Genomic DNA, 25614 nt, shown 5'->3' on the forward strand with positions numbered 1-25614 from the left:
TTTCAATGTAAAAATGTAGCAATTCAATTCTAAAACGAAATTGTTATATAGTTATAAACTCATTAATACATTAGCAATATGCCTTTTTATCATCAGCTAGGAAAAATTCCACCCAAAAGACACACCCAATTTCGAAAAGAAGACGGGAGTCTGTATTACGAACAATTATTTGGTACAATTGGTTTTGACGGAATGTCCACCAACTCCTACCACGAACATAGACCTACCATGGTCAAAAAAATTGGTGCGCAATATTCAGTTTCACCAAAAATTGCAAAAGCAAACAATATTCAATCCTACCGTTTTAAAGGTTTTCAAGTTGAACCCGAAAATGACTATTTAGAAAGTAGAAAAATTGTTTTAACTAACTCCGATTGTCATATTATTTTAGCGGCTCCTAAAAAATCGACTACCGATTATTTTTACAAAAACACCGATGCCGACGAAGTGATTTTTATTCACAAAGGAGCCGGAAAACTAAGAACTCATCTTGGAAACATCGATTTTAAATACGGGGACTACTTGGTCATTCCTCGTGGAATTATATACAAGTTAGACTTTGACGATGAAAACAATCGCCTTTTTATTGTAGAATCTTATTCACCCGTCTATACCCCCAAAAGATATCGAAATTGGTTTGGTCAGCTGCTAGAACACGCTCCTTTCTGTGAGCGAGATATCCGAAGACCTCATGAGTTAGAAACCTATAACGAATTGGGAGATTTTTTAATCAAAGTGAAAAAACAAGGAGAAATTATAGAAATGATTTATGCCTCTCACCCTTTTGATGTCGTTGGCTATGACGGGTATAATTTTCCGTATGCATTTTCAATTCACGACTTCGAACCAATCACCGGAAGAATTCATCAACCGCCACCAGTACATCAAACTTTTGAGACCAATACCTTTGTTATTTGCAGTTTTGTACCCCGTTTGTATGATTATCATCCCAACGCAATTACTGCACCTTACAATCATAGCAATATCGATTCCGACGAAGTGTTGTATTATGTAGATGGGGACTTTATGAGTAGAAATGATATAGAGCAAGGACATATTTCATTGCACCCAGCAGGCATCCCTCACGGTCCACACCCAGGAGCAACAGAGAGAAGTATTGGAAAATCAGAAACTGGAGAATTGGCTGTAATGGTAGATACGTTCAAACCCTTGCAAATAACTGAAGAAGCAATGAAAATTGCAGATGAGGAGTATTATAAATCGTGGTTGGAATAGAATACGCCGATAAACCAATACAGCCGATAGTGATAGCTCAAGAGAAACGATCGCTTAAAACTCAAGGTTCAGATCATTAAAAAATTTCCAAAACATAGAACCCATAGGGGGTCTTAAAACCCTGTGAGGGCTCTAAAAAAACTAAAATCATCAAAAGATGGCAAAAGAAATACAATCAGTAAACTACGGATTAGAAAAAATATTTAAAGGAGCACAGGACTTCCTTCCTCTACTAGGAACAGATTATGTAGAATTTTACGTTGGAAATGCAAAGCAGTCGGCACATTTTTATAAAACCGCATTTGGATTTCAATCTTATGCATACAAAGGTCTAGAAACAGGAGCTACAGATGCTGTAAGCTATGTGTTGACACAAGACAAAATCAAAATTATTTTAACCACTCCATTACATAGTAGTTCACCAATCAACAAGCATCTGGTACAACATGGAGATGGTGTAAAAGTAATTGCCCTATGGGTAGAAGATGCTCGAAAAGCTTATCAGGAAACCCTCTCACGAGGTGCAATATCCTATCTAGAACCTGTGGTTGAATCTGACGAATTTGGAGAAGTTGTCAAATCAGGAATTCATACTTATGGTGAAACCGTGCATGTATTTATTGAACGTAAAAATTATAAGGGCGTTTTTCTACCAGGGTTTCAAAAATGGGAATCGGACTACAATCCACCCGCAGCAGGGCTTAAATACATTGATCATATGGTTGGAAATGTTGGCTGGAATCAAATGGATACTTGGGTGAAATGGTATGAAGACGTGATGGGTTTTGAAAATTTTTTATCGTTTGATGACAAACAAATTCACACAGAATACTCTGCATTAATGAGCAAGGTAATGTCGAACGGAAATGGTCGAATCAAATTTCCGATAAACGAACCTGCAAAAGGGAAAAAACGTTCTCAGATTGAAGAGTATTTAGATTTTTACGAAAGTGCTGGTGTACAACATATTGCTGTAGCAACCGATGACATTATCAAAACAGTCTCTCAATTAAAATCGAATGGAGTCGAATTTCTATCAACGCCTCCAGAAGCCTATTACAAGGCTGTTCCCAAGGCTTGAAGAATTTAGTCACGAGCTTAGAGAAGATATTGAAACGCTAAAAGGCTTGGGAATTATGATAGATGCAGATGAAGAAGGTTATTTATTACAGATTTTTACAAAACCGCTAGAAGACCGACCAACTTTATTTTTTGAAATCATTCAACGAATGGGTGCAAAAGGTTTCGGAGCAGGAAATTTTAAAGCCTTATTTGAATCGATAGAAAGAGAACAAGCAAAACGAGGTACCTTATAAATTTTGCAAGTAGGTTTTTAATGAAATTTGGTGTGAAAATATTTGCAGATATATTCATTAAAAACTATTTTGTGTCTGAAAAACAAAATTCTAAGAGTCGGTTTTTACAATCTATAGTGTTGTTAAATTTTGTCCTTATTTTTGCTTCAATTGTACATTATATCACTAAATAAAAAAAATGAATCGAGAAGAAATCATAAAAGCCATAGAGGTAAAGTATGATCAGCTTGGTGTTCCGGTAGACGTAATGCTAGAAGGTTTGTTATGGAGTACCCCAATTACTTATTGGGATTATATACAAACAGATGCCCTTTTGGGATTACAAACACCTAGAACTACTCTACCTGACGAAATGGTCTTTATTATGTATCATCAAGTCAATGAATTATTGTTTAAAATGATTTTGTGGGAAATTGATCAAGTAGCCAAAGTCGAAGCCGTTTCGGCTGAAAAATTCACGATGCACCTCCATAGAATAAGTCGCTATTTTGATATGCTGTGCAGTTCTTTCTCTGTCATGGCAGACGGAATGGAAAAAGAACAATACCTCAAATTCAGAAATACCTTAACTCCCGCAAGTGGATTCCAATCAGCACAATATCGAAAAATCGAGTTTGCTTCTACTGAGCTCATCAATTTAATCGATGCTCGCTTCAGGGATTCGATTGATAGAAATTCTACGTTTAAGAATGCTTACGATCACTTGTACTGGCAAGCCGCAGGTATTCATCATCAAACGGGAAAAAAAACAACCTTAGTAAAATTGTTTGACAAAAAATATTTGGGAGACTTTATTGACTTTATGGAAGATTATAATGAAATTAATTTATCTAAAAAATTCAAACAACTACCCAAGGATGTTCAAGAAAATCCAGAATTAATCAACGCAATGCGTCATTACGATTATACTGTAAATATCAAATGGGTGATGGCACACTACAATGCCGCTGGAAAATATTTAGGAAGGAAAGAGAAAGATCTCGAGGCAACTGGAGGTAGTAGTTGGCGAAAATATTTACACCCAAAATACCAAAGAAGAATCTTTTATCCCTATTTGTGGAGCGAAGAAGAACTGAAAAACTGGGGAACTTCTGTCGAATAAAAAAAAACGAAAACTTCCTTTTCAAATTCTTTTTTGTTTTTTGTAACAAAAAATGTCGATTGTTTTTTATATGTTTGAAAACCATGAAAAAAATAACCTTTCTATTGTCAGTACTTTTTTTGACACTAAATACATTTAGTCAAAAACAAGATCCTGTTTTTAAAGATGGTGAATGGCTTCGCTATAAAATGAGTTATAGTGGTTTTTTTCGTGCTGGAACTGCGATTTTAGAACTCAAAGAAGAAGAATTTGAAGGGAAAAAAGTACTTCACTCTATAGGTAAAGGATGGACTTCAGGAATGATCAAATGGTTTTTTAAAGTAGATGACACCTATGAAAGCTATTTTGACAAAGAATTAATAAAACCCTACTTTTTTAAACGAAAAATAGACGAAGGAGGCTATAAAAAAAATAGAAATACCACCTTTAACTATGAAACAAAAAAGGCATTCGTTCAAGATTTCATTAAACAGCAAGACACCGCTATTTCTTTCAATAATGTTCAAGATATGTTATCTTCTTTCTATTATTTAAGAAATCAAAACGTTGATCATTTAATCAAAGGAGAGGAGATAGCAATTGATATGTTTTTAGATTCCCAAGTATACAAATTTAAGCTTCGTTTTTTAGGAAAAGAAACCTTACAAACGAAGGTTGGAAAGATAAAAACATTAAAATTCAGACCTATCGTCCAAGCTGGAAGAGTATTTAGAGCTCAAGAGAGTGTCACCATTTGGATTACGGCCGATAAAAATAAAATCCCCATCAAAATGCGTGCAAATCTAGCTGTTGGATCTTTAAGAGCAGAGTTAGAATCGTACAAGGGATTGGCAAATCCTTTTGAAAGAATTTTTGATTGATCTTTTGATTAAAAAAGAAAAACCTTCCGGAACTTCCTGAAATTCATTCAAAAATTACTACATTTTATTTGTACTTTTGATGCCGAATGTAGAATAACAATTGAAATTAGTTTTTTTGAAAAACATCATCTCTCTATTATTTTTTAGTATGCTTTTTTTTTCTTGTGAGAAAAAAGAAGAAAAACCTATGGAAATAATTGAAAAAACACCCGTAATTATCAAAGAATATGGGTACGCAATCAAAGATTATACGGTAATCAAAGATACGATTCGGAGCGGAGAAAGTTTTGGAATTATTCTAGATCGACATCACGTAATGTATCCTACAATCAATAAAATTGCCACAACAATCAAAGACACTTTTGATGTTAGAAGAATTCGTGCAGGGAAACCCTACACCATTTTGGCAAGCAAAGATTCTACACAAAAAGCATCCGTTTTTATTTATAAGCATGATAAAATTAACGCGACCATTGTAGATTTTGCCGATTCAACAATTACTGCCTATCGGTATCAAAAACCCATCAAAATTGTTGAAAAATCAATTAGTGGAAAAATTTTTTCAAGCTTGTCCGTTGCTATGGATAGTCTTCATATAAATCCCGGATTGACCAACACCATTGCAGATGACATCTATCCTTGGACCTTAGATTTTTACAAGCTTCAAAAAGGAGATGAATTTAAACTAATTTATGAAGAAAAATACATCAACGATACTGTCTTTGCAGGCTATGGCGCTATCAAAGCAGCCGTATTTAAACACAAAAACAGAAATTTTTATGCCTTTAGATATCTAGCAGATAGCACCAAAGGACTTATTGATTATTTTGATGAAGAAGGAGATATTTTAAGACGTCAGTTTTTAAAATCACCTATAAAATTTGGATCTAGAATTTCTTCATCTTACAATTTAAAAAGAAGAATTAAGCATTACGGATACCGCATAAAACCTCATAAAGGAACCGACTTTGCCGCTAGAGAAGGCACCCCAATCATGGCGACAGCAAATGGTGTAGTAACTGAATCCACACAACGAAGAGGCAACGGGAAGTATGTTAAAATTAAACACAACAACACCTACGAAACCCAATATCTTCACATGAGAAGACAAAATGTTAAAAAAGGGCAATTTGTCAAACAAGGAGATGTTATTGGTTGGGTTGGAAGAACTGGAAGCACAGAGGGAAGACATGTTTGTTATCGTTTTTGGAAAAACGGGAAGCAAGTAGATCCTTTTAAGCAAAAATTACCTGCGGCAAAACCATTGAAAAAAGAAGTTAAAGTTCACTACCTAGCGTTTATTCAATCGCTAAAAACAACGTTAGATAATATAGAAATCACTAAAACGAAAAGTGATTCTTTAGAAATAATTGCTCAAAATTAAACCCAAACATGGCATTAAAAAATATCAATCCCACCTCTACAGACGCTTGGCAGAAATTATCAAATCATTTTAATGAAATCGAAAAGATTACACTAAAAGAATTGCACAAAGATACCAATAGGCAAGACGATTTTTCGATTCAACACGATGATGTGCTTGTCGACTTTTCAAAAAATAGAATTACTAAAGAAACCTTAGAGTTATTAGTTTCACTAGCAAATGAAATCGATTTGAAAGATGCCATTGAAAAGCAATATTCTGGAGAAATCATCAATGCTACTGAAGGCAGAGAAGTATTGCATACGGCATTGAGAAGCAGTACAGACGCGCCTATTTTTGTAAATGAAAAGAATATCAAGCCACAAATTCAGACTACTTTACGAAAAATAAAAAGCTTTAGTAATAAGGTGATTTCAGGAAAATGGAAAGGATTTACTGGAAAATCAATTACCGATGTTGTGAATATTGGGATAGGTGGTTCTGATTTAGGACCCGATATGGTGGTCGAATCGTTACAGTTCTATAAAAATCATTTAAATACTCATTTTGTATCTAACATCGATGGAGACCATGTTTCTGAAATCATAAAAAGGCTCAATCCAGAAACTACTTTATTTGTAATTGTATCAAAAACATTTACTACGCAAGAAACCATTACCAATGCCAATACAATTAAGGATTGGTTTTTGTCGCAAAAAAATGTCCTGCTACGATCTTTGATGTAGCAAAACATTTTGTGGCAGTCTCTACAAATTTGAAAGCTGTAGAAGATTTCGGAATTGACAAAGCGAACATTTTTCCGATGTGGAATTGGGTCGGTGGACGATTTTCATTGTGGTCTGCAGTAGGAATTTCCATCAGTTTGGCCGTCGGTTTTGAAAATTTTAAATCGCTTTTAAACGGAGCTGAAGAAATGGACATTCATTTTAAGAATGAAGATTTTGACAAAAACATACCCGTAATATTGGCGTTGATTAGCGTTTGGTATAACAATTTTCACTATAAGCAGAAACCGAGGCAATTTTGCCTTACACACAATACTTAACCAAGCTCTCCGCATACTTACAACAGGCCATTATGGAAAGTAATGGAAAAAGTGTTGATAGAAATGGAAACAAGGTCACTTATCAAACTGGAACAATTGTTTGGGGAAGTACAGGGACCAACATGCAGCATGCTTTTATGCAGCTTGTACACTAGGGAACTAAATTAATTCCTTGTGATTTTATTGGGTACAAAGAATCTTTATATGGTTTGACCGATCATCACCAAAAATTAATGGCCAACTATACTGCACAAATGGATGCCTTGGCTTTTGGAAAATCAAAAGAAGAAGTTCATTTAGAATTAAAGTTTTCAGGGAATCAGGATAAAATTGCATCATTGCTCCCTTTTAAGGTTTTTGAAGGCAACAAACCTAGTACCCGAATTTTGTTTGACAGGTTGACACCAAAATCATTAGGAAAACTCATTGCGATGTATGAACACAAGATTTTTGTGCAAGGAATCATCTGGAATATCTATAGTTATGATCAATTTGGAGTAGAATTAGGAAAAGAATTGGCAACAAAATTGTTAAATAAATCATAAAAAGACAGTAAAATAAGGCTCTTCCGATTCATTTTCCTTTTGTTAATAAAAGTGTTAACATGTAATTAATTGGTTTTCAGTTAAAAGAATAAATTTTATATAATTTTAAATATCTTAATTTTTTGTTAAAAGTTAACATTAAATTAACATTGCAACTCGCCAGAAATTGGACTTTTGCAAAACATATTTAACCATATAAAATATAACAATGAAAACTTTTAAAAACTTATTTTTAGTAGCTATGTTCTTTGTAACAGCTACAATTTTAGGACAGACTAAAATTTCAGGAACGATTGTCGATGCAAACAGTCAATCTTTACCTGGAACTAGTGTTCTAGAGAAGGGAACATTAAATGGAACAGAATCTGACTTTAACGGAGCATTCTCTTTGACCGTAAATTCAAATTCTGGTGTATTGGTAATCTCGTATATTGGTTACAAAACAGTAGAAGTTAATTATTCATCTACTGAATCAAATGTTGGAACAATAACCTTACAAGAAGATGCCAACGCTTTAGATGAAATTATTATTACTTCTGGAGTAATAGATATCGCGAAAGTTAGAGAAACTCCAATTGCAGTTTCTACAATTACCGCAAGAGAAATTTCATTAAAAGTAGGAAACATGGAATTTCCAGAAATTATGAATACAACTCCTGGGGTTTATGCAACCAAACAAGGAGGTGGATACGGAGATTCTCGAATTTCTCTTCGTGGATTTGACCAAACAAACACATCTTTTCTTATTAACGGACAACCTGTTAATGATATGGAAAATGGTCGTGTATATTGGTCTAACTGGCAAGGTTTAACAGATGTTGCTTCTGGAATTCAAATACAAAGAGGACTTGGTGCTTCACGTTTAGCAGTACCTTCAGTAGGAGGAACTGTTTCAATTTTTACAAAAGCTGCCAATAAATCTGAAGGAGGAAAAATTAGCCAAATGGCTGGTAATGACGGATATTTAAAATCTACAATATCTTACAATTCTGGGAAAAATAATCGTGGATGGGCCTCCTCTATTTTGTTTTCTAAATGGCAAGGTGATGGATACATCAACAACACTTCAGGTGAAGGGTATACCTATTTCTTTGCAGTGGGATATAAGCCAGAAGGTTCGAAGCATGATTTAAACTTTTCTTTCTTAGGCGCAGGACAGTGGCACCACCAAAGAGATGTTTGGGTTTCTATTAGAGATTACCAAAATTTTGGAGATGCAGGAATAGATAGAACATGGAACTCTAACGGAGGTACATTGAATGGGAAGGAATTCAGTATGAGAAGAAATTTCTATAACAAACCCTTAGCTACATTTAACTGGGATTATGAAATCTCGGATAATATAAAACTTTCAACATCATTTTATGGATCTGCAGGTCGTGGTGGAGGAACGGGTCCTCGTGGTTCAAATTTCAGAAATGCAACCTCAGACATATTACCATACCAAAAAGATTTAACAGAACACTACAATGAAAACGGTAGAGGTTCTAGAAACGCTGATGGATCAATCAACTTTGATGCAATTGTAGCACATAACAGAAGTGCAGCAACTCCATATACTGGTGCAATTAGTGGATTTGAAGGTCAATTAATTGGTTCGAATAGTTTTAGAGAAGATGGTGTAAGCAGAGAAATTCTTGTAAGAAGAGCCTCAATGAATTCACATGACTGGGTTGGAGCTATTTCTAATTTAGAAATAAATAGTGATAAATTTAAATATTCTATTGGTGTAGACTTACGTTCTTATACTGGATATCACTACCGCGTATTAAACGATTTGATGGGATTAGACGGTTATTATTCTTCAGGGAATAAAAATTCTGCAGGACAAATCATCAACACAACGATTGAAGCTTCTCCTTTTAAAAGTACAGGTCTTACTAACGGAGCTAAAATTGATTACTTCAACATAGGTAATGTAGGATGGCAAGGTGTTAATGGTTTAGTTGAATACAATGATGAAGGAAAGTTAACCGCTGTACTTCAAGGGGGATTGTCTAATCAATCTTTCCAAAGAGAAGATTTATTTGACGTTCCTTCTAACCCAATTTCTGACACAAAGAATCAAGGTGGTGGATACATTAAAGGTGGTGCAAACTACAACTTGAATGAAAAATCAAACGTATTCTTTAATGTTGGTCTTATCTCTAGACAACCACAATTTGGTGCTGTTTTTCCAAACTTTGGAAATGATATTAATCCAGACTTGCAAAATGAAGAAATTCGTTCAATAGAATTTGGATACGGATATACTTCAGCAAAAATTGATTTAAATGTAAATGTTTACAGTACCTCTTGGGGGAACAGATTTGTAACTCGTTCATTATCTAATCAACAGGGAGTAGACGGTACTGCTCAATTTAGAAATGTGGATGTTTTACACAATGGACTAGAATTTGAAGGAAAATATAGAGCAACTAATAATTTAACTTTCAAAGGAATGTTTTCAATCGGAGATTGGAAATATACAAAAGATTTTGAAGCTGAAATATTTGATGATAACCAACAGTTAATTGGTACAGGTACTCTATATACCAATGGTTCTAAAGTTGGTGATGCTGCACAGTTTACATCTTACTTAGAAGCTAATTACAAAATGGGTAGATGGAATTTTGATATTGGATATCGATTTGTTGATGGTCTATATGCAGATTATTCAATTACTGATTCTCAATTCACACAACCTGACAATAAAGGAGCTTTAAAACTTCCTTCTTATGGATTGGTTGACTCAGGTGTAACCGTTCAATTGGGTAAAGGATTTAGTTTCAGAGCAAATATTAACAACTTATTTGACACTACGTATATCGCAGAGTCTAACTCTAATATTCATGCTGATGCTTCTTCTGAAACATGGAATGGTGTAGATGTTCGTAATTCAGTTTGGTTTGGATTTGGACGTACTTGGAATACATCTTTAGTATACAGATTCTAAGATTTTCATTATAGATTTAAAAAACCACCTCCTAGAGGTGGTTTTTTTATGCAATAAATTGTTAACTTTACCAAACCTTAAGAACATCCAACAATATTATGAAAGACATTCACTCGTATTGGGCATATTTAGTTTTAGCCTTTTTAGCTTTTGCTGTTATCAATGCTCTAATTGGGCTTACTCAAAAAAAAGAATTTAAAGACAAAGACTTACGTATTGGACTTTTTACCCTTATCGTATCGCATATTCAATTATTAATCGGACTGGGATGGTACTTTATGTCTCCTTGGTACAAAGCACTCAGAACAAACAGTGCTTCTGCGATGTCAGATAAAGCTACTCGACTCCTCGCCGTAGAACACCCAATAATGATGATTATCGCAATTGTACTCCTTACAATCGGTTGGTCTAAACATAAAAAGAAAACAACAGCTGCTTCAAAGTTTAAAACCTTTGTGCTCTTTTACGGTGCTGCTCTCTTGTTAATCCTTTCAAGAATCCCATGGAATAACTGGTTGTAAACAATGAAATTGATTAGTTATATCTTATCACCAATTTTTATTTTGGTGTTTTTCCTCTTATTGGTCATTTTTCAATGCTTACAGTGGTTGAGTATGAATATTTTTGGCCCTAAAGCTCACAAAGTCGTCGTTGATGTTCTCAATTGGTTTTCAATAAAATCACTTTTGATTCTTGGAATACCCGTATATTTTGAAAACGACTATACATTACCTGAAAATACAACACTGATATTTACTGCCAACCATCAAAGTTTGTTTGATATTCCACCGTTGATTTTATTTTTTAGAAAATACCATCCAAAATTCGTGTCCAAGATTGAATTGGGCAAAGGGATTCCAAGTATTTCCTACAACCTAAGACATGGAGGTGCTGCGTTAATTGACCGGAAAGACCCTAAACAAGCCTTGACAGCATTGGCTGAATTTTCAAAAAGAATCCATAAAAACAACTGGTCTGCAGTTATCTTTCCTGAAGGAACTCGAAGTAAAACAGGAAAGCCAAAGAAGTTTTCGACAAATGGCATTAAAATGATCGCCAAATACAATAAAGAAGCCTATATTGTGCCGGTTACGATAAACAATTCATGGAAAGTATTTAAATACGGAAAATTTCCACTTGGAATTGGAAGCCCGATTACCATCAAAACCCATGAGCCTATAAAAATAGACTCCTTACCTTTTGACGAATTAATGGCAAAAGTTGAAACAACAATTATATCCCATATAAAATAACATCCCGATGTCTATGCAAAATATCAGAAAAGAGGTTATGAGAACTCTTGAAAAAAATATTGATTCTTTTGTCGATAAGTTTTTAATTCCAGCAGAAAAAATTTGGCAACCAACCGATTTTTTACCGAATTCACAGAAAGATACTTTTATCGATGAAATCAAAGAAATTCAAGAGCTTTCAAAAGATTTAAGTGATGATTTCTGGACTGTGATGGTAGGAGATACGATCACAGAGGAGGCCTTGCCAACCTATGAATCTTGGTTGTTAGATTTAGACGGCATTACACAACATCCTGACAATGGATGGGCCAAATGGATTCGCGCTTGGACTTCTGAAGAAAACAGACACGGAGATACCCTTAACAAATACATGTACCTTTCAGGACGAGTCAATATGCGTGAAGTAGAAATTACCACTCAGCATTTAATTACTGATGGGTTTGATATTGGTACTGCATCCGATCCCTATAAAAACTTTGTGTATACCAGTTTTCAAGAATTAGCGACCTACGTTTCACACAATAATGTGGCAAAAATTGCACGGAAAAATGGACACAAGGCGTTGGCAAAAATGTCTAAAATTATTGCTGGTGATGAGATGCGTCATCACATAGCCTATACTGAATTTGTAAAGCAAATTTTCGCAATCGATCCTAGTGAAATGATGTTGGCATTCCAACACATGATGAAACATAAAATAGTGATGCCAGCAATGCACTTAAGAGAATCTTTTGGAGCTAAAGGAAGCATCTTTAATGATTTCTCTACGGTAGCTCAAAGAGTCGGTGTATACACGGGTTTTGATTATATTGATATTTTAAGAAAATTAAATACCGCCTTAGAAATTGATAAAATTACCAACTTAACTGCTGAAGCAGAAAAAGCAAGAGACTATTTATTAAAACTTCCAGACAGAATGTTTAGGATTACGGAACGTATTGTAATTCCAGATACGAAGTTTCAGTTCAAATGGTTGAATCCAATATAAACCTTAAAATCTCCTTGTAAAATTGCAAGGAGATTTTTTTATCCCTGAATTTGAAAGGCATCTCTATCGTTTAAAAAACCTAATTTCTCTCTCACTTGGTTTTGACTCTTTTTTTCAAGAGTGAATACCGCTATGCCTGCTTCATTTTCTTTAAAATCAGCACACAGCTTTCCCAAGTAATCATAAGCAGAAGAATGTCCATTATATACAAGTCCATAGCCGTCTTTCCCGAGTCTATTGACTCCAATTGTATAAGACATGTTTTCGATGGCCCTTGCTTGTAACAAAGAGGTCCAAGCATTGATTCTTGGTCTTGGCCAGTTTGCCAAATACAACAACAGATCATAATTTTCGATATTTCTTGACCACACAGGAAAACGCAAATCATAACAAATCATTGGGCAAATGTTCCAATTTTTATAATTTACAATCAATTTTTGATTTCCAGCAGTATAGACCTCATGCTCCTTTGCCAGTGTAAAGGAATGGCGTTTGTCATAAATATCAATTTTTTGAGAAGGATGAACAAACAGTAACCGATTGTAAAATCGCCCTGAATCAGAAATCACCAAACTTCCAACAATCGCTGCTTGGGTTTTGTCGGCCATTTTTAGCATCCAAGAAACTGTTTTGCCATCCATCGCTTCGGCAACTTTTGCCGCATTCATAGTAAATCCCGTCGAAAACATCTCGGGTAAAACAATCAAATCTACAGCCTCTGAAATTCCTTCAAATTGTTGTTGAAAATTGAGACAGTTCTGAGTGGGGTTTTCCCAAACTAAATCGGATTGAAGAATCGCAATTTTTAATTCTGAAGCCATTTTGTATAAGATAAAAAGAAACATTGTTCCCTCAAAAATAAGATAAATAATGTATATTGTTTTTCAAATTGATACGAATGCACTCTTTTATTTCAGAAACCTTAGATACCATCTTAAAAACCACCAAATCATTTGAGAATGTGGTCTTTGTATTGCCTTCCCAAAGGGCTGGTATTTTTGTCAAACAACGTCTAAAAGAGAAGATTTCTAGTGGATTTTTACCCGAAATTCAAAATATTGGGGACTTTATTGAGCAAGTATCGGAAGTTAACAAGATTGATAGTATTGAACTATTGTTTCATTTTTACACCCTCTACAAAAGTGTTGAAAAAAATCCTGATCCCTTTGATAAATTTTCTTCATGGGCATTTACAGTGCTGCAAGATTTTAACGAAATCGATCAAAATTTAACCAACTCAAAAGATCTTTTCATATACTTACGTGACATACAACGATTAAAAAAATGGTCTGTTACTGGCACTTTTAAAGAAACAGCGCTGGTCAAAGATCACTTTTCTTTTATTGAAAAACTGGGGGATCTATACCCTAAGTTATACGCCTTTTTAAAAGAAAACAAGATCGGTTACCAAGGCTTTATTTATAGAGAAGCAACACTTCAAATTGATGCTTTTATTGAAAATAATCAGCATAAAAAATTCTTCTTTTTAGGATTTAATGCCTTAAATAAGGCCGAAGAATTTTTGCTTCAAAAAATGCTTTCAGCAAAGAATACCGATATCTATTGGGACATCGACCAAGCATTTTTAGCGAAAAATCAACAGACGGGACGCTTTATCAAAAGATATCAGAGTACCTGGAAATACTATGAAAAAAATGATTTCAAAACCATAGGAAATACCTTTTCTGAAGAAAAAAATATTGAAGTCATTGGGCTTTCAAAAAATATTTCTCAGATAAAATACGCTGGTGAGATACTATCAAAACTTCCAAAACTACACAATACAGCCATGGTATTGTCTGACGAAACCTTGTTGCCCATTACCTTAAATTCGTTGCCAAAAAATGTAGCTGCAGTCAACATCACCATGGGGTATCCTTTAAAAGATATTCCTTCTTCAAATTTAATTTTTTCAATATTCAAACTCTTTTTATCTCAGGAAAAACTACAAAAAAGAGCAGAAAATCTATTCTATCATAAAGATGTGATTCGCTTTGTTAAAGAGCCTGCAATCTATGAGCTGCTGCAGGTAGAAAAACATGCTATTGCAGATGAAATCACCGCTGCTATTGCCATAGAAAACAACACCTTTGTTGGGGTTGCATATCTAAATCCTTTTCTAAAAAAACTGGACGCAGAAACTCAAAAAACCATCACGACCCTCTTCAACCCTTTTTCAACAATTGATGATTTTATTACAAGAATCCTTCAATTGATTCACCTGTTAAAAGAGGATGCAAATCAATTGGACAAAGAATTTTTATTTCGCTTCTATACAATTTTTATTCAGCTTCAAAACCTGCATGCCAACTTTCACTATTTTCAAGATTTAAAGACCTTGCATTTGTTCTTTAAACAACTCATCGGTACAGAAAGTTTGTCCTTTCAGGGAGAGCCTCTAAAAGGGTTGCAATTAATGGGCATGCTAGAGACACGGGTTCTAGATTTTGAAAATGTCATCATCACCTCTGTAAATGAGGGAGTTTTGCCTGCCAATAGCCAACAACAATCTTTCATCCCATTTGATATAAAAGTAGAATTTGACTTGCCAACCTATCGCGAAAAAGATGCTATTTTTTCCTATCACTTTTTTAGATTATTACAGCGAGCCAAAAATATTTATCTTCTTTATAATACCGAACCCGATGTTTTTGGCAGTGGTGAAAAGAGTCGATTTGTAACCCAATTAGAAATGATGCGCGATGATATTCAGCAAAAAATCATCAGTCCAAAAGTAGTGACAGAAAAAACCGCTTTAAAAGAGATTCCAAAAAATGAAACGATTTTAGCAAGCTTAAAAAATTTGGCAGAAAAAGGAATCTCTCCTTCGGCATTGACGAGCTATTTGTACAACCCTATGCGATTTTACAAACAAAAAGTCTTAAAAATTAAAGAACTGGAAGACGTCGAAGAGACTGTTGCCTTCAATACCCTCGGAACGGTTGTTCACGAAACTTTAGACGAGCTGTACACTCCTTTTGTAGGTAGATATCTCACAGCCAAAGATATTTCAGAAATGCTGACCAAAACAAGCCGTTTGGTTACCAAACATTTTAAGGTATGGTTTAAAAACGGAGATGTACAAACTGGAAAAAACCGCTTAATTTTTGAAGTTTCCAATCGATTTGTCGAAAATTTTTTACAACAAGAAAAAACCCTTTTACAAGATCCAACCAATCGCTTAAAAATCATCGCTACCGAAGAAAATTTAGCCGCGACTATTAGCGTTAAAGGACTTGATTTTCCGATAAAAATTCACGGGCAAGTAGACCGCGTAGATGAACTGAATGGAATAACTAGAATTATCGACTACAAAACGGGAATGGTAGCGGACACAAATTTAAAAGTTCCCGATTTTACAAAAATTAGAGAGGAAAAACATCACAAAGCAATTCAAGTATTACTTTATGCCTATCTCTTTACAAAAAGTAAAAATTACAATTTCAACGCACCTCTTGAAGCGGGGATTATTTCTTTTAAAAATTTAAAAAGCGGCTTTTTGTCGACCAATTTTTCTGCCTCAAGAGTCAAAGAACATTCAATTACCGAAGAAAAATTGGCGGAATTTATTGAAGAAATCAAATTGATGATTCAAGAAATCTACGATATCAATATCCCGTTTATAGAACCTTCCGATTTGAAGTATTAAAGTTTTCCTCGTAAAATTAAAACAGGAACATTGCAATTAAATTCTTCTTTTAAGATCACATTTTTCTCCCAGAGTTTTTTAAAAAAGCCTCTTTTGCGTCTAAATACGCATAACAAATCGGGGTTTTGTTCTTTAATGTTTTCCAAAACACCTTGGTAGGTCGTTGCACTTTCTGTAATTGTAAGAGTGGATTTCAAGGCATCTAAATCAGGATCCAAAACCATATCTTCATCAGAATGACTTGGAGTTTTGACCATCAATAAATTGACCTTGGCATTAAAAATTTGTGCAAAGTGCTGTAAGGGCTTGAGTGTTTTTCTTTTATTGACGATTCCCGATTTGAAAGCTGTCAATATCGAAGTAAAGGGTTGGAATGCATAACCATTAGGAATGATCAAAACAGGAATCTGAGTCCTTTTTACAATACTTCCGGTAGTTCTTCCTAAGAAAAGCTCTTCTTTAATTGAATTACTTTTAGGTCCAACAATAATAATATCAATTCCAATCTCATTGTCAATTGAATCGATGGTGTCTAAAACACTTCCCTTTGCAGAAATTAATTTAATCTCAATGTTCTTTCTATCTACAGAATTTACAACAGAACGCATGTACAAGTTTGTTTCTCGCTCAATAATCGAATCTATATTGATAATTGTTCCTGCTTTGGTTTGAAAATTATAGGCTCTAAAAACAAAAATCTTTGCTTCGATGATCGTTGCAATATCAATCGCATACTGCAAGGTATTAGAGGCGTTTTCTGTGGATCCAATAGGGACTAAGATGTGTTTCATTAGGAATCGTTTTAGATAGGCACAAAGGTACATTTTTTTACACGATTCCCATTTTTAAGTTTTCAAGAAGTGTACCTTTGTGACTGAATTTTATTTTTTTTGAAAACCGACATCAGCTTTAAAAACATTCACAAATTAGCAATCCCCGCACTCATTGCAGGAATTACCGAACCCTTATTGTCCATTACAGATACTGCCATCATTGGAAATATTGACAGAAACGCAGTAGAAAGTCTGGCTGCCGTTGGCATTGTTGGTGCCTTTGTCTCTATGCTCGTTTGGGTTTTTGGGCAAATTAGAAGCGCTATTTCATCCATCATTTCTCAATATGTGGGTGCAAATGCATTAGACGAAGTAAGCGATTTACCTGCACAAGCTACTGGCATTGTCCTTCTAGGGAGTTTGTTTGTTTTGGCGATTTCGTACCCCTTTGCAACCCCTATTTTTGAGTTTTACAATGCCTCTGGATTGGTCTTAGACTATGCGGTCAAGTATTTTGAAATTCGCATTTTTGGCTTTCCTTTTTCCTTATTTGTCTTTGCCATTTTTGGAACCTTTAGAGGACTGCAAAACACCTATTACCCAATGATGATTGCAATTGTGGGTGCACTTTTGAATGTGGTATTGGATCTTGCTTTGGTTTATGGTATTGACGGATTTATCTCACCAATGCATATCGAAGGAGCGGCTTATGCAAGTGTCATTTCTCAAATATCGATGGCCATTCTTGCGGGAATTTTATTGATAAAAAAAACACCAATCTCTTTAAAAATTCAATTCCCTCTCAACAAAGAAATCAATCGATTGCTGGGGATGATTTCCAACTTATTTATCCGAACCATTGCCTTAAATATTGCTCTTTATTTTGGAACCTCCTATGCTGCAGCCTACGGAAAAGAATCTATGGCGGCTTATACTATAGGTCTCAATATTTGGTTCTTAGCCGCCTTTATGATTGACGGATACTCGAGTGCTGGCAATATTTTATCTGGAAAATTATTGGGTGCAAAGGCCTATACATCCCTGATAGAATTGAGCAACACCTTGACCAAATATGCCTTTGTAATGGGAGTGTTTTTAGCCTTAATCGGATTCAGTTTCTACAGTGCAATAGGAACTGTTTTTACAAAAGAAGCGGCAGTATTAGCTCCCTTTTATGATACCTTTTGGATCATTTTAGCCATGCAACCCCTCTGTGCAATTACCTTTATTTTTGACGGAATCTACAAAGGAATGGGAGAAATGAAAATATTGAGAAACCTATTAATCATCTCTACTGGACTGGTATTTATTCCTGTTTTAATTCTTTTTGACACCTACAACTATCAGCTACACGCTATTTGGATCGCATTTACTTTTTGGATCCTTGTTCGTGGATTCCCGTTAATCATCGTTTTTAGAAGAAAATTCATTCCACTTGCTGAAAAAAAATTATAAATCGGTGTTTTGATAAAACAGATTTGAGGAATAAAAACTTACTTTTGAACTAAATTAGCACCAAAATGAACACAGCTCGCAAAAACGGAAGTTTGTTTACCAAAATAGAACAGAAAATTGCTACGGTAGAATTTGGGCATCCTGCTAGCAATTCTTTTCCAAGTGAATTACTAGAAAGATTGACTCAAGAAATTCATTCTCTTTCTCAAAATGACGAAGTGGTGGTGATCATTTTACAATCGGAAGGCAAGAATGCATTTTGTGCTGGAGCTTCTTTTGACGAACTACTTGCAATTTCAAATAGTACTCAAGGAATCCACTTCTTTTCCGGATTTGCACAGCTCATTAATGCGATCAGGGTTTGTTCAAAATTGATTATTGGTCGCGTACATGGAAAAACAGTTGGCGGTGGTGTCGGTTTGGCAGCAGCCTGCGATTATGTTATGGCTACAGAAAAAGCAGCAATCAAATTATCGGAACTCAGTATTGGAATTGGTCCTTTTGTAATTGCTCCCGCTGTGGAACGCAAAATAGGGGTTGCTGGTTTGTCTGAATTGACAATGGCAGCTACAGAATGGAAAAGTGCCTATTGGGCAAAAGAGAAAGGCTTGTATGCCAAGGTTTTTGAATCTGACAAAGAATTAGATGCGGCTGTAGAGGTATTGTCCTTGAATTTAGCCTCCTATAATCCGGAGGCCTTGGTTGAACTCAAAAAAATACTTTGGAAAGGAACGGAACATTGGGAAACACTCTTACTCGAAAGAGCTACTATTTCAGGGAATCTGGTCTTGTCTGATTTCACTAAAAAAGCGTTGGCAAAATTTAAAAAATAATGAGAACACCATGGTTCTAAAAACAGCAAAACGATTTAAAACACTATTGATATGGGAGGAGATTATTTATTTGCAGGACTAGCTATAGGAGTGCTAGTGATGTATTTTTACAACAAATTGAAAACTAAAAGAAACCGACGTAAATGAGCACAATAAGAATTACAAAACAGTTTAATTTTGAAACTGGCCACGCTTTGTACGGCTATGACGGAAAGTGTAAAAACGTTCATGGACATAGTTATAAGCTCTCGGTAACTGTCTCTGGAGCTCCCATTACTGATACTGCAAATGTAAAATTTGGAATGGTCATCGACTTTTCTGATTTGAAAAAAATCGTAAAAGAAGAAATTGTTGATTTGTTTGATCATGCGACTGTTTTTAATCAGAATACCCCTCATGTTGAACTTGCAAAAGAATTGCAAATAAGAGGACATCATGTTATTTTGGTCGATTACCAGCCTACAAGCGAAATGATGGTCATCGATTTTGCCGCAAAAATAAAGAGCCGATTGCCCGAAAATATCAAACTTTTTTCTCTGAAGTTACAAGAGACCGAAACGAGTTTTGCCGAATGGTTTGCAAGTGAGAATTAATGTAGCAGTGCTACTTTCCATTAAAAGTATTCATCGTGTTGGCTAGGCCTGCGGTACCAAAAGAAGTAATTACTTTTACAGAAACTGGTAGGCGTTCTATGAGCAGACTGGTTTCTTCTTTGGTCCATTGCCCTAGGACAAAATCGACCTGCCTTCCTTTTCCGAAATTTCCACCTACCCCAAATCGAAAACGAGCATATTCTTGAGTATTCAGTTTTTCTTGAACGTCTTTCAGTCCATTATGTCCTCCAGCAGATCCTTTTGCTTTTAGGCGAATGGTTCCAAAATCGAGATGTACATCATCGGTAATAATTAAGACATTTTCGATCCCAATATTTTCTTTCTGCATCCAATATTTGACGGCTTTCCCGCTTAAATTCATATAAGTATTTGGCTTTAACAAAACAAACGTTCTTCCTTTCAACCGAAAGGTAGAAACATCTCCTAATTTATCCGTTTCAAAAGTTGCCTTGTGTTCTTCGGCAACCTCATCTACAATTTTAAAGCCAATATTATGGCGCGTATTGGTATAGGTCTCTCCAATATTTCCCAGACCCACAATTAAAAATTTTTTCATCACATCTTCTTTACAATCCTCTTTTACTCTGAATAATTTAGAAAAGATCTTTTTCAAATTCATTTTTCAAAAATACTAATTAATACGGTGTGTATGACCTTCAAAAAAAATGACATAAAAAAAAGCGTTACAGTTCAGTAACGCTTTCTTAAATTGTGTGTTGAAAATTTATTCTGCAGATTCAGTCGCTTCAGTAGCTTCTGCTACATCTTCAGTTTCTTCTTCTTCTAAATCTTCTGCAGTTGCATTACGAGAAGTTCTAACTTGAACAACTACGGTATTGTCTGGGTGCATGAATGTATAATCGTCATTAAATAATGAGGTTACCATTAATTTATTTCCAATTCTTAATTTAGAAATATCAGCAGTAACATAGTCAGGCAAGTTTGCTGGCAATGCTTTGATCTTTAATTTACGGTTTGTAAAACGTAAAGAACCTCCATTTAATACTCCTGGAGAAGTTCCTGTTAATTTTACAGGAATATTCATTGTTACTTCTTTATCATCATATAACTGATAAAAATCTACATGTAAGATTCTATCTGAAACAGGATGAAATTGGATGTCTTGTAAGATTGCTCCAATTTTTTGTCCATCAACATCAAGACTTGCAGTAAAAACGTCTGGAGTGTATACCAACTTTTTAAATGCTTTCTCTTCTGCTGAAAAATGCACTGGTTTATCTCCTCCGTATATAACGCAAGGAACCATACCAGCATTACGTAAGGCTTTAGTTGACACTTTACCTACGCTTTCTCTTTTTGATCCTTTAATTGTAATTGATTTCATTACTTTTTTTGTTAAAAATTTACATTAAAAATTGTCCACTTATCGAAGTATTGTCTTGCACTTTGCGCATAACATCAGCGAATAAGGGCGCGCAAGATACCACTTTTATTTTAGAAGTAGCCCTCTTTAATGGAATAGTATCAGACACGATAAGCTCTGTCAAAGCAGAGTTTTCAATCTTTTCATAAGCCCCCCCGAAAGGATTGGGTGCGTACATATTGCACGGACACTCAGGGCACCTCTTTCTTTCATCAGATTGGCCGCATGTGCTAAGGTCCCCCCCGTATCTATCATATCATCTACCAAGATTACATTCTTCCCTTCTACGTCACCAATAAGTTCCATATGAGAAATTACATTGGCTTTTTTTCGTTGTTTATAGCAAATAACAACATCTGAATGTAAATGCTTTGAGTAGGCGTAGGCTCTTTTAGATCCTCCCATATCTGGAGAAGCAATCGTTAAGTTTTCTAGCTGCAAGCTATTTATGTATGGCATAAAAATCGTAGAAGCATACAAATGATCAACTGGTTTTTCAAAAAAACCTTGAATTTGATCTGCATGTAAGTCCATGGTCATAATTCGGGTTGCACCAGCCGTTTGCAATAAGTTGGCAACGAGTTTTGCGCCAATGGCGACTCTAGGCTTGTCTTTTCGATCTTGTCTTGCCCAACCAAAATAGGGCATCACTGCTGTGATGTGTCGAGCAGAAGCTCTTTTTGCAGCATCAATCATTAGTAACATTTCCATTAAGTTATCGGCTGTAGGAAAGGTCGACCCAATTAAAAAGACTCTTCTTCCTCTTACAGATTCTTCGAAAGCGGGCTGAAATTCTCCATCACTAAAGTGAGTGGTGGTTACTTTTCCTAATTCGGCACCATACTCTTTGGCAATTTTTTTAGCCAATTCGGTACTCTGAGAACATGCAAAAAGTTTTGGGGCAAGTTGATTTGAAGACATTTAGTAGTGTTTTGTTGTTGTGCTCACAAAAATATAAATTATTTAATGAGTTTGAATAAGAAATAGGAGATTAAAACTAAAAATATTTATTAGATTTGCAGTGTACTTCAAAATGCTCAAGTGGCGGAATTGGTAGACGCGCTGGATTCAAAATCCAGTTTCCTCGGAAGTGCGGGTTCGATTCCCGCCTTGAGTACAATAAAGAACCCCTAACCCCTTAATTGTGAGGGGTGTAAGGGTTTTTATCGTTCAAGTTAGTACCTATTTTAATACCTATTTACTTTATTTTCAGCTTAATTTATTGGTTTTTGATTAACTGTGTATCATAGTATATCAGTTTAAATTTAATACATTTATAATCTAATAATTTTACTATGTTAAATACTTTCTTTTTTGGTTACCTATCCTTAAAAAATAAATAAAGATTATGAGAGTTGAAAAAAAAGTTGCCTATCCATTATTATCCCTCCCAATTTTAGTTTATTTGATAGGTTTTTTTGGGGTTTATATATATCGAGGGTTTGATAATTCTATGTTTAGCGAGAAACACCAGTTTTTTATTGTAGCGGGGTTGATTATTATTGTCAGAGCAATATTTTGGTATAGTGATAAAGGTGGATTAAAAAAATACGTAATAGATATGTTTACATATTATTTAGGTGTTTTTATTTTGGGGGGATTATGGATTTTCTTTAACTGGATTTATTCACTATTTTAATTAAAGAAGATTAAAAATGAAAAGGGAGTGATTTCAGAAACACCCCCATTTTCATCCTTACAGAAACCAAAAGAACACAAAAAAGAAAAGAAAAAAAGCGAATATTGTTTTAGTGAGATAGGAAACCCTATTTCTACTTGATAATTTCTTTGATAATTTCTTGATGCATTTCTTCTTCTTTTGAGTGTAATCCCTTGACTTGACGAATTCTTTTGCCACTCCTCATATATTGAATTGGTTGCTCGTTTTCTTGCTTTCTAAATGATGCTATAGCTTTTAATATGGTTTGAATTGATGCTGCAGTAACTTCTGTTATGCTCCCAGTTTCTGTATTTGTTAACTTAAATGTATATACTCCCATTAGTGCAATAGTGTTGAAAATGGACTGAACATTAATTTTCCCTCTCTTGAGAAACCTATATGTTTTCTTTGGTCTAAATCAAGTGCGTTATATGTCTCAATAATCTTCTCCAGAGTGTTTTTCGTTTTGATATCTTCATCTGTGTAATATTCTGTGTGTTTCTCTTTTATAGCGTCTATAAACGGCTTTTTAAGTTCTTTGTTTGGTGTTAAATCGTTACTGGTAATTCTTCCATCGATTTGTTTCTCGAGTTGCAGTAAACGTCTGTATTCATCTTCAAACCCAAATGCTTCAGCAGATAATCTTGCAGATACAAAACCAGATTTTTCATTGATTTTCAATTCAAATTCTCCGATTGATTTTACTTCAAGCTGTTCCAGTAGGTCTGAATACTCAACAGCCATTTGAACGACTGGTTCTAACTCTTGCAATTCTCTTTGAAATCTTGCTTCATAATACTTTTTAATTTGCTGTGTTTTCATTTTTTTTGGTGTTATAGTTATAGATATAAATTTTAGTATTTTTCCAAATGTTCTTTGGCAGTTCACTGCCCTTCCATTCTTTTAAAAGAGCAACCCTATCCTTAATGCTTGACCTACTCATCTGACTGTAAATTTGAAACAGCGTACCTAACAACGCTTGAAATTGAGCATTCGTTCTGAACAGCTAATGTTTCGAGATTACTTCTCATCTCACTTGGTATTCTTAAAGTGATAAAGCAGTCGTTTATTTTACTTCTCATTGGTTGGTTTTTTAGTTAACAGCTCCAAGACCTTTTTTAAGGTTTCGGTTGCTTTCATTTTACTTTCTGACTTCCTACGGTTTGAACCGTCTTTAACTCTTGTTTTAAATTTCATACAATAAGATAACTGCGTTTTTATTTTGTGTCACGTTTTCAAAAAGTGTGACTGTCATTATTTATATAATTAGTTGATTTTCAATGCCTATATCGAGTGTGTCATTAAAGCTGTCTTCTGAATTGTAAACGATATTGAATAGGGGTGTTTCGTCTGCTCCAGTAATCTCTAATGAATTTTGTGGCTTTGGTATTCTATGGGTTGCAAATAATCGCATTGCATAAGGTTTACCTTGTTGCATTGCTTCTTCGAGTTTAGAAAAGAATAAGTCATCCAGTACAGATAATTTCTCCAATACATCTTGTTCTTCGCTCTTTGATTTTCTACCACTATTTGAATTTCCCGCCATTCCTATTTGTTTAATATACTGGTGTAAATATTTCCCCAATCTTCATTTGAGATATCTCCCCAGTAACTATTTATGTAAACTTCATTTGCCATACTTATATAACAGTATTTGTGATACATTTTGTGTTTTCACTTTGAATTATTTCCGATTATTTCTATTTCTATCTTATCAAATGGGAATTCTTTTTCCACTACTGGAGCATCAATGCTTCTCATTGTAGGGATTACGAAATGCATTAATTTGAGGTATGTTTTGCAATAGTCAGCATCTGAAAGGTTTTCTAATCGCTCCCTAAAGGTTGATGCTTCACTCTCAACAAATTCTGCAATCATTCCTTTTACTTGTGAATTCACTTTATTAATTGAACCAGTTTTTCTCCCTTGTAAATTTGGTTTACCTCTAAACATTTATGTTATTTTACCATTGTTTGACATTCTATATTAGTATATAGTTATAAGTATCACACTTTGTATATTCAATAGATTTTTATCAAAAAGAAAACCCCTACTAAATTAATAGTAAGGGTTTTTAAAGTATTTTAAAATGGAGTGATTAATTAATTGCCCAACAAGATTTTCTTTAAACCAATTACTTTAGTATTAAATTCTTCTTGAGTTATGATACCTAACTCTAAAAACTCTTTTAATTCAAGGATTTCTTTTTTTGCTTCATTTTTGTTAATCAATAAGTTATTTTCAATTTTATCTCTTAATTCAAATGTTGCTACACCGCCTCTATAATCACTGGCGGCAAAAGTTTTTTCTAAATTATAGTTTATTATATTATAATTAGCTTTTAGATTTGATGAAATCTCTTTAACTTTTTTCAATAATTTCTTTTTTACAGATGATTTACTTCCCCAAAGGACGGCTGGAATTTTTATAGAATAGATACCATTCCCTATATAAGAATATCCTCTATTATTTTTAACTTTTTCATTTTTAACATTAAGATTAACTGTTTTTTCTTGCCCAAAAGAGATTAATGGAATAAATAATAAAATAAGAAGTAGTTTTTTCATAATGATTTTTAAGTT

At 34.4% G+C, this 25614-nt stretch carries 22 protein-coding genes, 1 tRNA gene and 3 pseudogenes; 16 read left to right on the forward strand and 10 right to left on the reverse strand.

From position 1 onward, the window contains the following. Nucleotides 1-78 precede the first annotated feature (78 nt). The 10 genes and pseudogenes from RRF69_RS04530 (at nt 79) to RRF69_RS04575 (ending at nt 12664) form a co-directional block, all read left to right on the forward strand. Nucleotides 79-1236 (forward strand): homogentisate 1,2-dioxygenase, encoded by a 1158-nt coding sequence (locus tag RRF69_RS04530; protein WP_316940770.1) that lies wholly within the window; start codon nt 79-81, stop codon nt 1234-1236. A gap of 157 nt (nt 1237-1393) precedes the next feature. Then, nucleotides 1394-2552: pseudogene (gene hppD, locus RRF69_RS04535) on the forward strand (4-hydroxyphenylpyruvate dioxygenase). Nucleotides 2553-2730: 178 nt separating this feature from the next. After that, on the forward strand, nt 2731-3654 hold the full coding sequence (locus RRF69_RS04540) for a tryptophan 2,3-dioxygenase family protein (protein ID WP_316940771.1): 924 nt from the start codon (nt 2731-2733) through the stop codon (nt 3652-3654). A gap of 83 nt (nt 3655-3737) precedes the next feature. After that, nucleotides 3738-4514 (forward strand): DUF3108 domain-containing protein, encoded by a 777-nt coding sequence (locus RRF69_RS04545; protein WP_316940772.1) that lies wholly within the window; start codon nt 3738-3740, stop codon nt 4512-4514. Between the two features lie 115 nt (nt 4515-4629). Then, nucleotides 4630-5898 carry a peptidoglycan DD-metalloendopeptidase family protein gene (locus RRF69_RS04550; RefSeq protein ID WP_410479467.1) on the forward strand — a complete coding sequence of 423 codons (1269 nt, stop codon included), beginning with the start codon at nt 4630-4632 and terminating at the stop codon, nt 5896-5898. A gap of 8 nt (nt 5899-5906) precedes the next feature. Further along, nucleotides 5907-7488: pseudogene (gene pgi / locus RRF69_RS04555) on the forward strand (glucose-6-phosphate isomerase). 208 nt (nt 7489-7696) lie between these two features. After that, a complete protein-coding gene (locus RRF69_RS04560) occupies nt 7697-10423 on the forward strand; it encodes a TonB-dependent receptor (protein ID WP_316940774.1) in 2727 nt (908 codons plus the stop codon). 98 nt (nt 10424-10521) lie between these two features. Next, nucleotides 10522-10944, forward strand: a complete 423-nt coding sequence (locus RRF69_RS04565; protein WP_316940775.1) for a hypothetical protein — start codon at nt 10522-10524, stop codon at nt 10942-10944. A 3-nt stretch (nt 10945-10947) separates the two neighbouring features. After that, nucleotides 10948-11676, forward strand: a complete 729-nt coding sequence (locus tag RRF69_RS04570) for a lysophospholipid acyltransferase family protein (RefSeq protein ID WP_316940776.1) — start codon at nt 10948-10950, stop codon at nt 11674-11676. Nucleotides 11677-11683: 7 nt separating this feature from the next. Continuing rightward, nucleotides 11684-12664: an acyl-ACP desaturase gene (locus tag RRF69_RS04575; RefSeq protein WP_316940777.1), complete on the forward strand. Its 981-nt coding sequence runs from the start codon at nt 11684-11686 to the stop codon at nt 12662-12664. A gap of 38 nt (nt 12665-12702) precedes the next feature. Here RRF69_RS04575 and RRF69_RS04580 read toward each other — a convergent pair whose 3' ends face one another. Continuing rightward, on the reverse strand, nt 12703-13485 hold the full coding sequence (locus RRF69_RS04580) for an amidohydrolase (protein WP_316940778.1): 783 nt from the start codon (nt 13483-13485) through the stop codon (nt 12703-12705). A gap of 77 nt (nt 13486-13562) precedes the next feature. Here RRF69_RS04580 and RRF69_RS04585 point away from each other — a divergent pair, with 77 nt between their 5' ends. Further along, nucleotides 13563-16313 (forward strand): PD-(D/E)XK nuclease family protein, encoded by a 2751-nt coding sequence (locus RRF69_RS04585; RefSeq protein WP_316940779.1) that lies wholly within the window; start codon nt 13563-13565, stop codon nt 16311-16313. On the opposite strand, the gene RRF69_RS04590 is transcribed toward RRF69_RS04585, so the two are convergent. Further along, the gene (locus RRF69_RS04590) at nt 16310-17104 is read right to left on the reverse strand and encodes a universal stress protein (protein WP_316940781.1); all 795 of its coding nucleotides are present in this window, start codon (nt 17102-17104) and stop codon (nt 16310-16312) included. The genes RRF69_RS04585 and RRF69_RS04590 overlap by 4 nt on opposite strands. 99 nt (nt 17105-17203) lie before the next feature. Here RRF69_RS04590 and RRF69_RS04595 point away from each other — a divergent pair, with 99 nt between their 5' ends. The 3 genes from RRF69_RS04595 (at nt 17204) to RRF69_RS04605 (ending at nt 19967) form a co-directional block, all read left to right on the forward strand. Next, nucleotides 17204-18541: an MATE family efflux transporter gene (locus RRF69_RS04595; RefSeq protein ID WP_316940783.1), complete on the forward strand. Its 1338-nt coding sequence runs from the start codon at nt 17204-17206 to the stop codon at nt 18539-18541. A 65-nt stretch (nt 18542-18606) separates the two neighbouring features. Beyond that, nucleotides 18607-19374 (forward strand): enoyl-CoA hydratase/isomerase family protein, encoded by a 768-nt coding sequence (locus tag RRF69_RS04600; RefSeq protein WP_316940784.1) that lies wholly within the window; start codon nt 18607-18609, stop codon nt 19372-19374. Nucleotides 19375-19517: 143 nt separating this feature from the next. Further along, the gene (locus RRF69_RS04605) at nt 19518-19967 is read left to right on the forward strand and encodes a 6-carboxytetrahydropterin synthase (protein ID WP_316940785.1); all 450 of its coding nucleotides are present in this window, start codon (nt 19518-19520) and stop codon (nt 19965-19967) included. Between the two features lie 10 nt (nt 19968-19977). Here RRF69_RS04605 and pth read toward each other — a convergent pair whose 3' ends face one another. The 3 genes and pseudogenes from pth to RRF69_RS04620 all read right to left on the reverse strand — a co-directional run bounded on the left by pth (nt 19978) and on the right by RRF69_RS04620 (nt 22293). Further along, complete coding sequence (pth, locus tag RRF69_RS04610) at nt 19978-20607, reverse strand: aminoacyl-tRNA hydrolase (RefSeq protein WP_316940786.1); 630 nt, start codon at nt 20605-20607, stop codon at nt 19978-19980. 105 nt (nt 20608-20712) lie between these two features. Continuing rightward, nucleotides 20713-21333, reverse strand: coding sequence for a 50S ribosomal protein L25/general stress protein Ctc (locus RRF69_RS04615; protein ID WP_316940787.1), 621 nt, complete (start codon nt 21331-21333; stop codon nt 20713-20715). A 19-nt stretch (nt 21334-21352) separates the two neighbouring features. Further along, nucleotides 21353-22293, reverse strand: a pseudogene (locus tag RRF69_RS04620) (ribose-phosphate pyrophosphokinase). A gap of 114 nt (nt 22294-22407) precedes the next feature. On the opposite strand from RRF69_RS04620, the gene RRF69_RS04625 reads away from it, so the two are divergent. Together RRF69_RS04625 and RRF69_RS04630 are read left to right on the forward strand one after the other, a co-directional pair. Further along, nucleotides 22408-22489, forward strand: a tRNA-Leu gene (locus tag RRF69_RS04625). A gap of 231 nt (nt 22490-22720) precedes the next feature. Then, nucleotides 22721-23011 (forward strand): hypothetical protein, encoded by a 291-nt coding sequence (locus RRF69_RS04630; protein ID WP_316940788.1) that lies wholly within the window; start codon nt 22721-22723, stop codon nt 23009-23011. A gap of 133 nt (nt 23012-23144) precedes the next feature. Here the strand turns inward: RRF69_RS04630 and RRF69_RS04635 are convergent, their stop codons facing one another. The 5 genes from RRF69_RS04635 to RRF69_RS04655 all read right to left on the reverse strand — a co-directional run bounded on the left by RRF69_RS04635 (nt 23145) and on the right by RRF69_RS04655 (nt 25599). Next, on the reverse strand, nt 23145-23372 hold the full coding sequence (locus tag RRF69_RS04635) for a hypothetical protein (protein ID WP_316940790.1): 228 nt from the start codon (nt 23370-23372) through the stop codon (nt 23145-23147). Next, nucleotides 23372-23854: a hypothetical protein gene (locus tag RRF69_RS04640; RefSeq protein ID WP_316940791.1), complete on the reverse strand. Its 483-nt coding sequence runs from the start codon at nt 23852-23854 to the stop codon at nt 23372-23374. The genes RRF69_RS04635 and RRF69_RS04640 overlap by 1 nt, the downstream gene beginning before the upstream one ends. A 436-nt stretch (nt 23855-24290) precedes the next feature. After that, nucleotides 24291-24578, reverse strand: coding sequence for a hypothetical protein (locus tag RRF69_RS04645; protein ID WP_316940792.1), 288 nt, complete (start codon nt 24576-24578; stop codon nt 24291-24293). Between the two features lie 128 nt (nt 24579-24706). Further along, complete coding sequence (locus RRF69_RS04650) at nt 24707-24985, reverse strand: hypothetical protein (RefSeq protein ID WP_316940793.1); 279 nt, start codon at nt 24983-24985, stop codon at nt 24707-24709. A 149-nt stretch (nt 24986-25134) separates the two neighbouring features. Then, on the reverse strand, nt 25135-25599 hold the full coding sequence (locus RRF69_RS04655; RefSeq protein WP_316940794.1) for a hypothetical protein: 465 nt from the start codon (nt 25597-25599) through the stop codon (nt 25135-25137). Between the last annotated feature and the right edge of the window lie 15 nt (nt 25600-25614).

Source organism: Polaribacter sp. HL-MS24, from assembly GCF_032758595.1.
In the GTDB taxonomy this organism is placed as follows: Bacteria; Bacteroidota; Bacteroidia; order Flavobacteriales; family Flavobacteriaceae; genus Polaribacter.

What these genes read in the sequence shown, in the direction of transcription:
- RRF69_RS04605 (WP_316940785.1), top strand. Translation starts at nt 19,518, where the DNA reads ATGAGCACAATAAGAATTACAAAACAGTTTAATTTTGAAACTGGCCAC.
- RRF69_RS04600 (WP_316940784.1), top strand. Translation starts at nt 18,607, where the DNA reads ATGAACACAGCTCGCAAAAACGGAAGTTTGTTTACCAAAATAGAACAG.
- RRF69_RS04580 (WP_316940778.1), bottom strand. Translation starts at nt 13,485, where the DNA reads ATGGCTTCAGAATTAAAAATTGCGATTCTTCAATCCGATTTAGTTTGG.
- RRF69_RS04560 (WP_316940774.1), top strand. Translation starts at nt 7,697, where the DNA reads ATGAAAACTTTTAAAAACTTATTTTTAGTAGCTATGTTCTTTGTAACA.
- RRF69_RS04570 (WP_316940776.1), top strand. Translation starts at nt 10,948, where the DNA reads ATGAAATTGATTAGTTATATCTTATCACCAATTTTTATTTTGGTGTTT.
- RRF69_RS04540 (WP_316940771.1), top strand. Translation starts at nt 2,731, where the DNA reads ATGAATCGAGAAGAAATCATAAAAGCCATAGAGGTAAAGTATGATCAG.
- RRF69_RS04590 (WP_316940781.1), bottom strand. Translation starts at nt 17,104, where the DNA reads ATGAAACACATCTTAGTCCCTATTGGATCCACAGAAAACGCCTCTAAT.
- RRF69_RS04615 (WP_316940787.1), bottom strand. Translation starts at nt 21,333, where the DNA reads ATGAAATCAATTACAATTAAAGGATCAAAAAGAGAAAGCGTAGGTAAA.
- RRF69_RS04630 (WP_316940788.1), top strand. Translation starts at nt 22,721, where the DNA reads ATGAGAGTTGAAAAAAAAGTTGCCTATCCATTATTATCCCTCCCAATT.
- RRF69_RS04655 (WP_316940794.1), bottom strand. Translation starts at nt 25,599, where the DNA reads ATGAAAAAACTACTTCTTATTTTATTATTTATTCCATTAATCTCTTTT.
- RRF69_RS04585 (WP_316940779.1), top strand. Translation starts at nt 13,563, where the DNA reads ATGCACTCTTTTATTTCAGAAACCTTAGATACCATCTTAAAAACCACC.
- pth (WP_316940786.1), bottom strand. Translation starts at nt 20,607, where the DNA reads ATGAATTTGAAAAAGATCTTTTCTAAATTATTCAGAGTAAAAGAGGAT.
- RRF69_RS04545 (WP_316940772.1), top strand. Translation starts at nt 3,738, where the DNA reads ATGAAAAAAATAACCTTTCTATTGTCAGTACTTTTTTTGACACTAAAT.
- RRF69_RS04645 (WP_316940792.1), bottom strand. Translation starts at nt 24,578, where the DNA reads ATGGCGGGAAATTCAAATAGTGGTAGAAAATCAAAGAGCGAAGAACAA.
- RRF69_RS04640 (WP_316940791.1), bottom strand. Translation starts at nt 23,854, where the DNA reads ATGAAAACACAGCAAATTAAAAAGTATTATGAAGCAAGATTTCAAAGA.
- RRF69_RS04650 (WP_316940793.1), bottom strand. Translation starts at nt 24,985, where the DNA reads ATGTTTAGAGGTAAACCAAATTTACAAGGGAGAAAAACTGGTTCAATT.
- RRF69_RS04635 (WP_316940790.1), bottom strand. Translation starts at nt 23,372, where the DNA reads ATGGGAGTATATACATTTAAGTTAACAAATACAGAAACTGGGAGCATA.
- RRF69_RS04530 (WP_316940770.1), top strand. Translation starts at nt 79, where the DNA reads ATGCCTTTTTATCATCAGCTAGGAAAAATTCCACCCAAAAGACACACC.
- RRF69_RS04565 (WP_316940775.1), top strand. Translation starts at nt 10,522, where the DNA reads ATGAAAGACATTCACTCGTATTGGGCATATTTAGTTTTAGCCTTTTTA.
- RRF69_RS04575 (WP_316940777.1), top strand. Translation starts at nt 11,684, where the DNA reads ATGTCTATGCAAAATATCAGAAAAGAGGTTATGAGAACTCTTGAAAAA.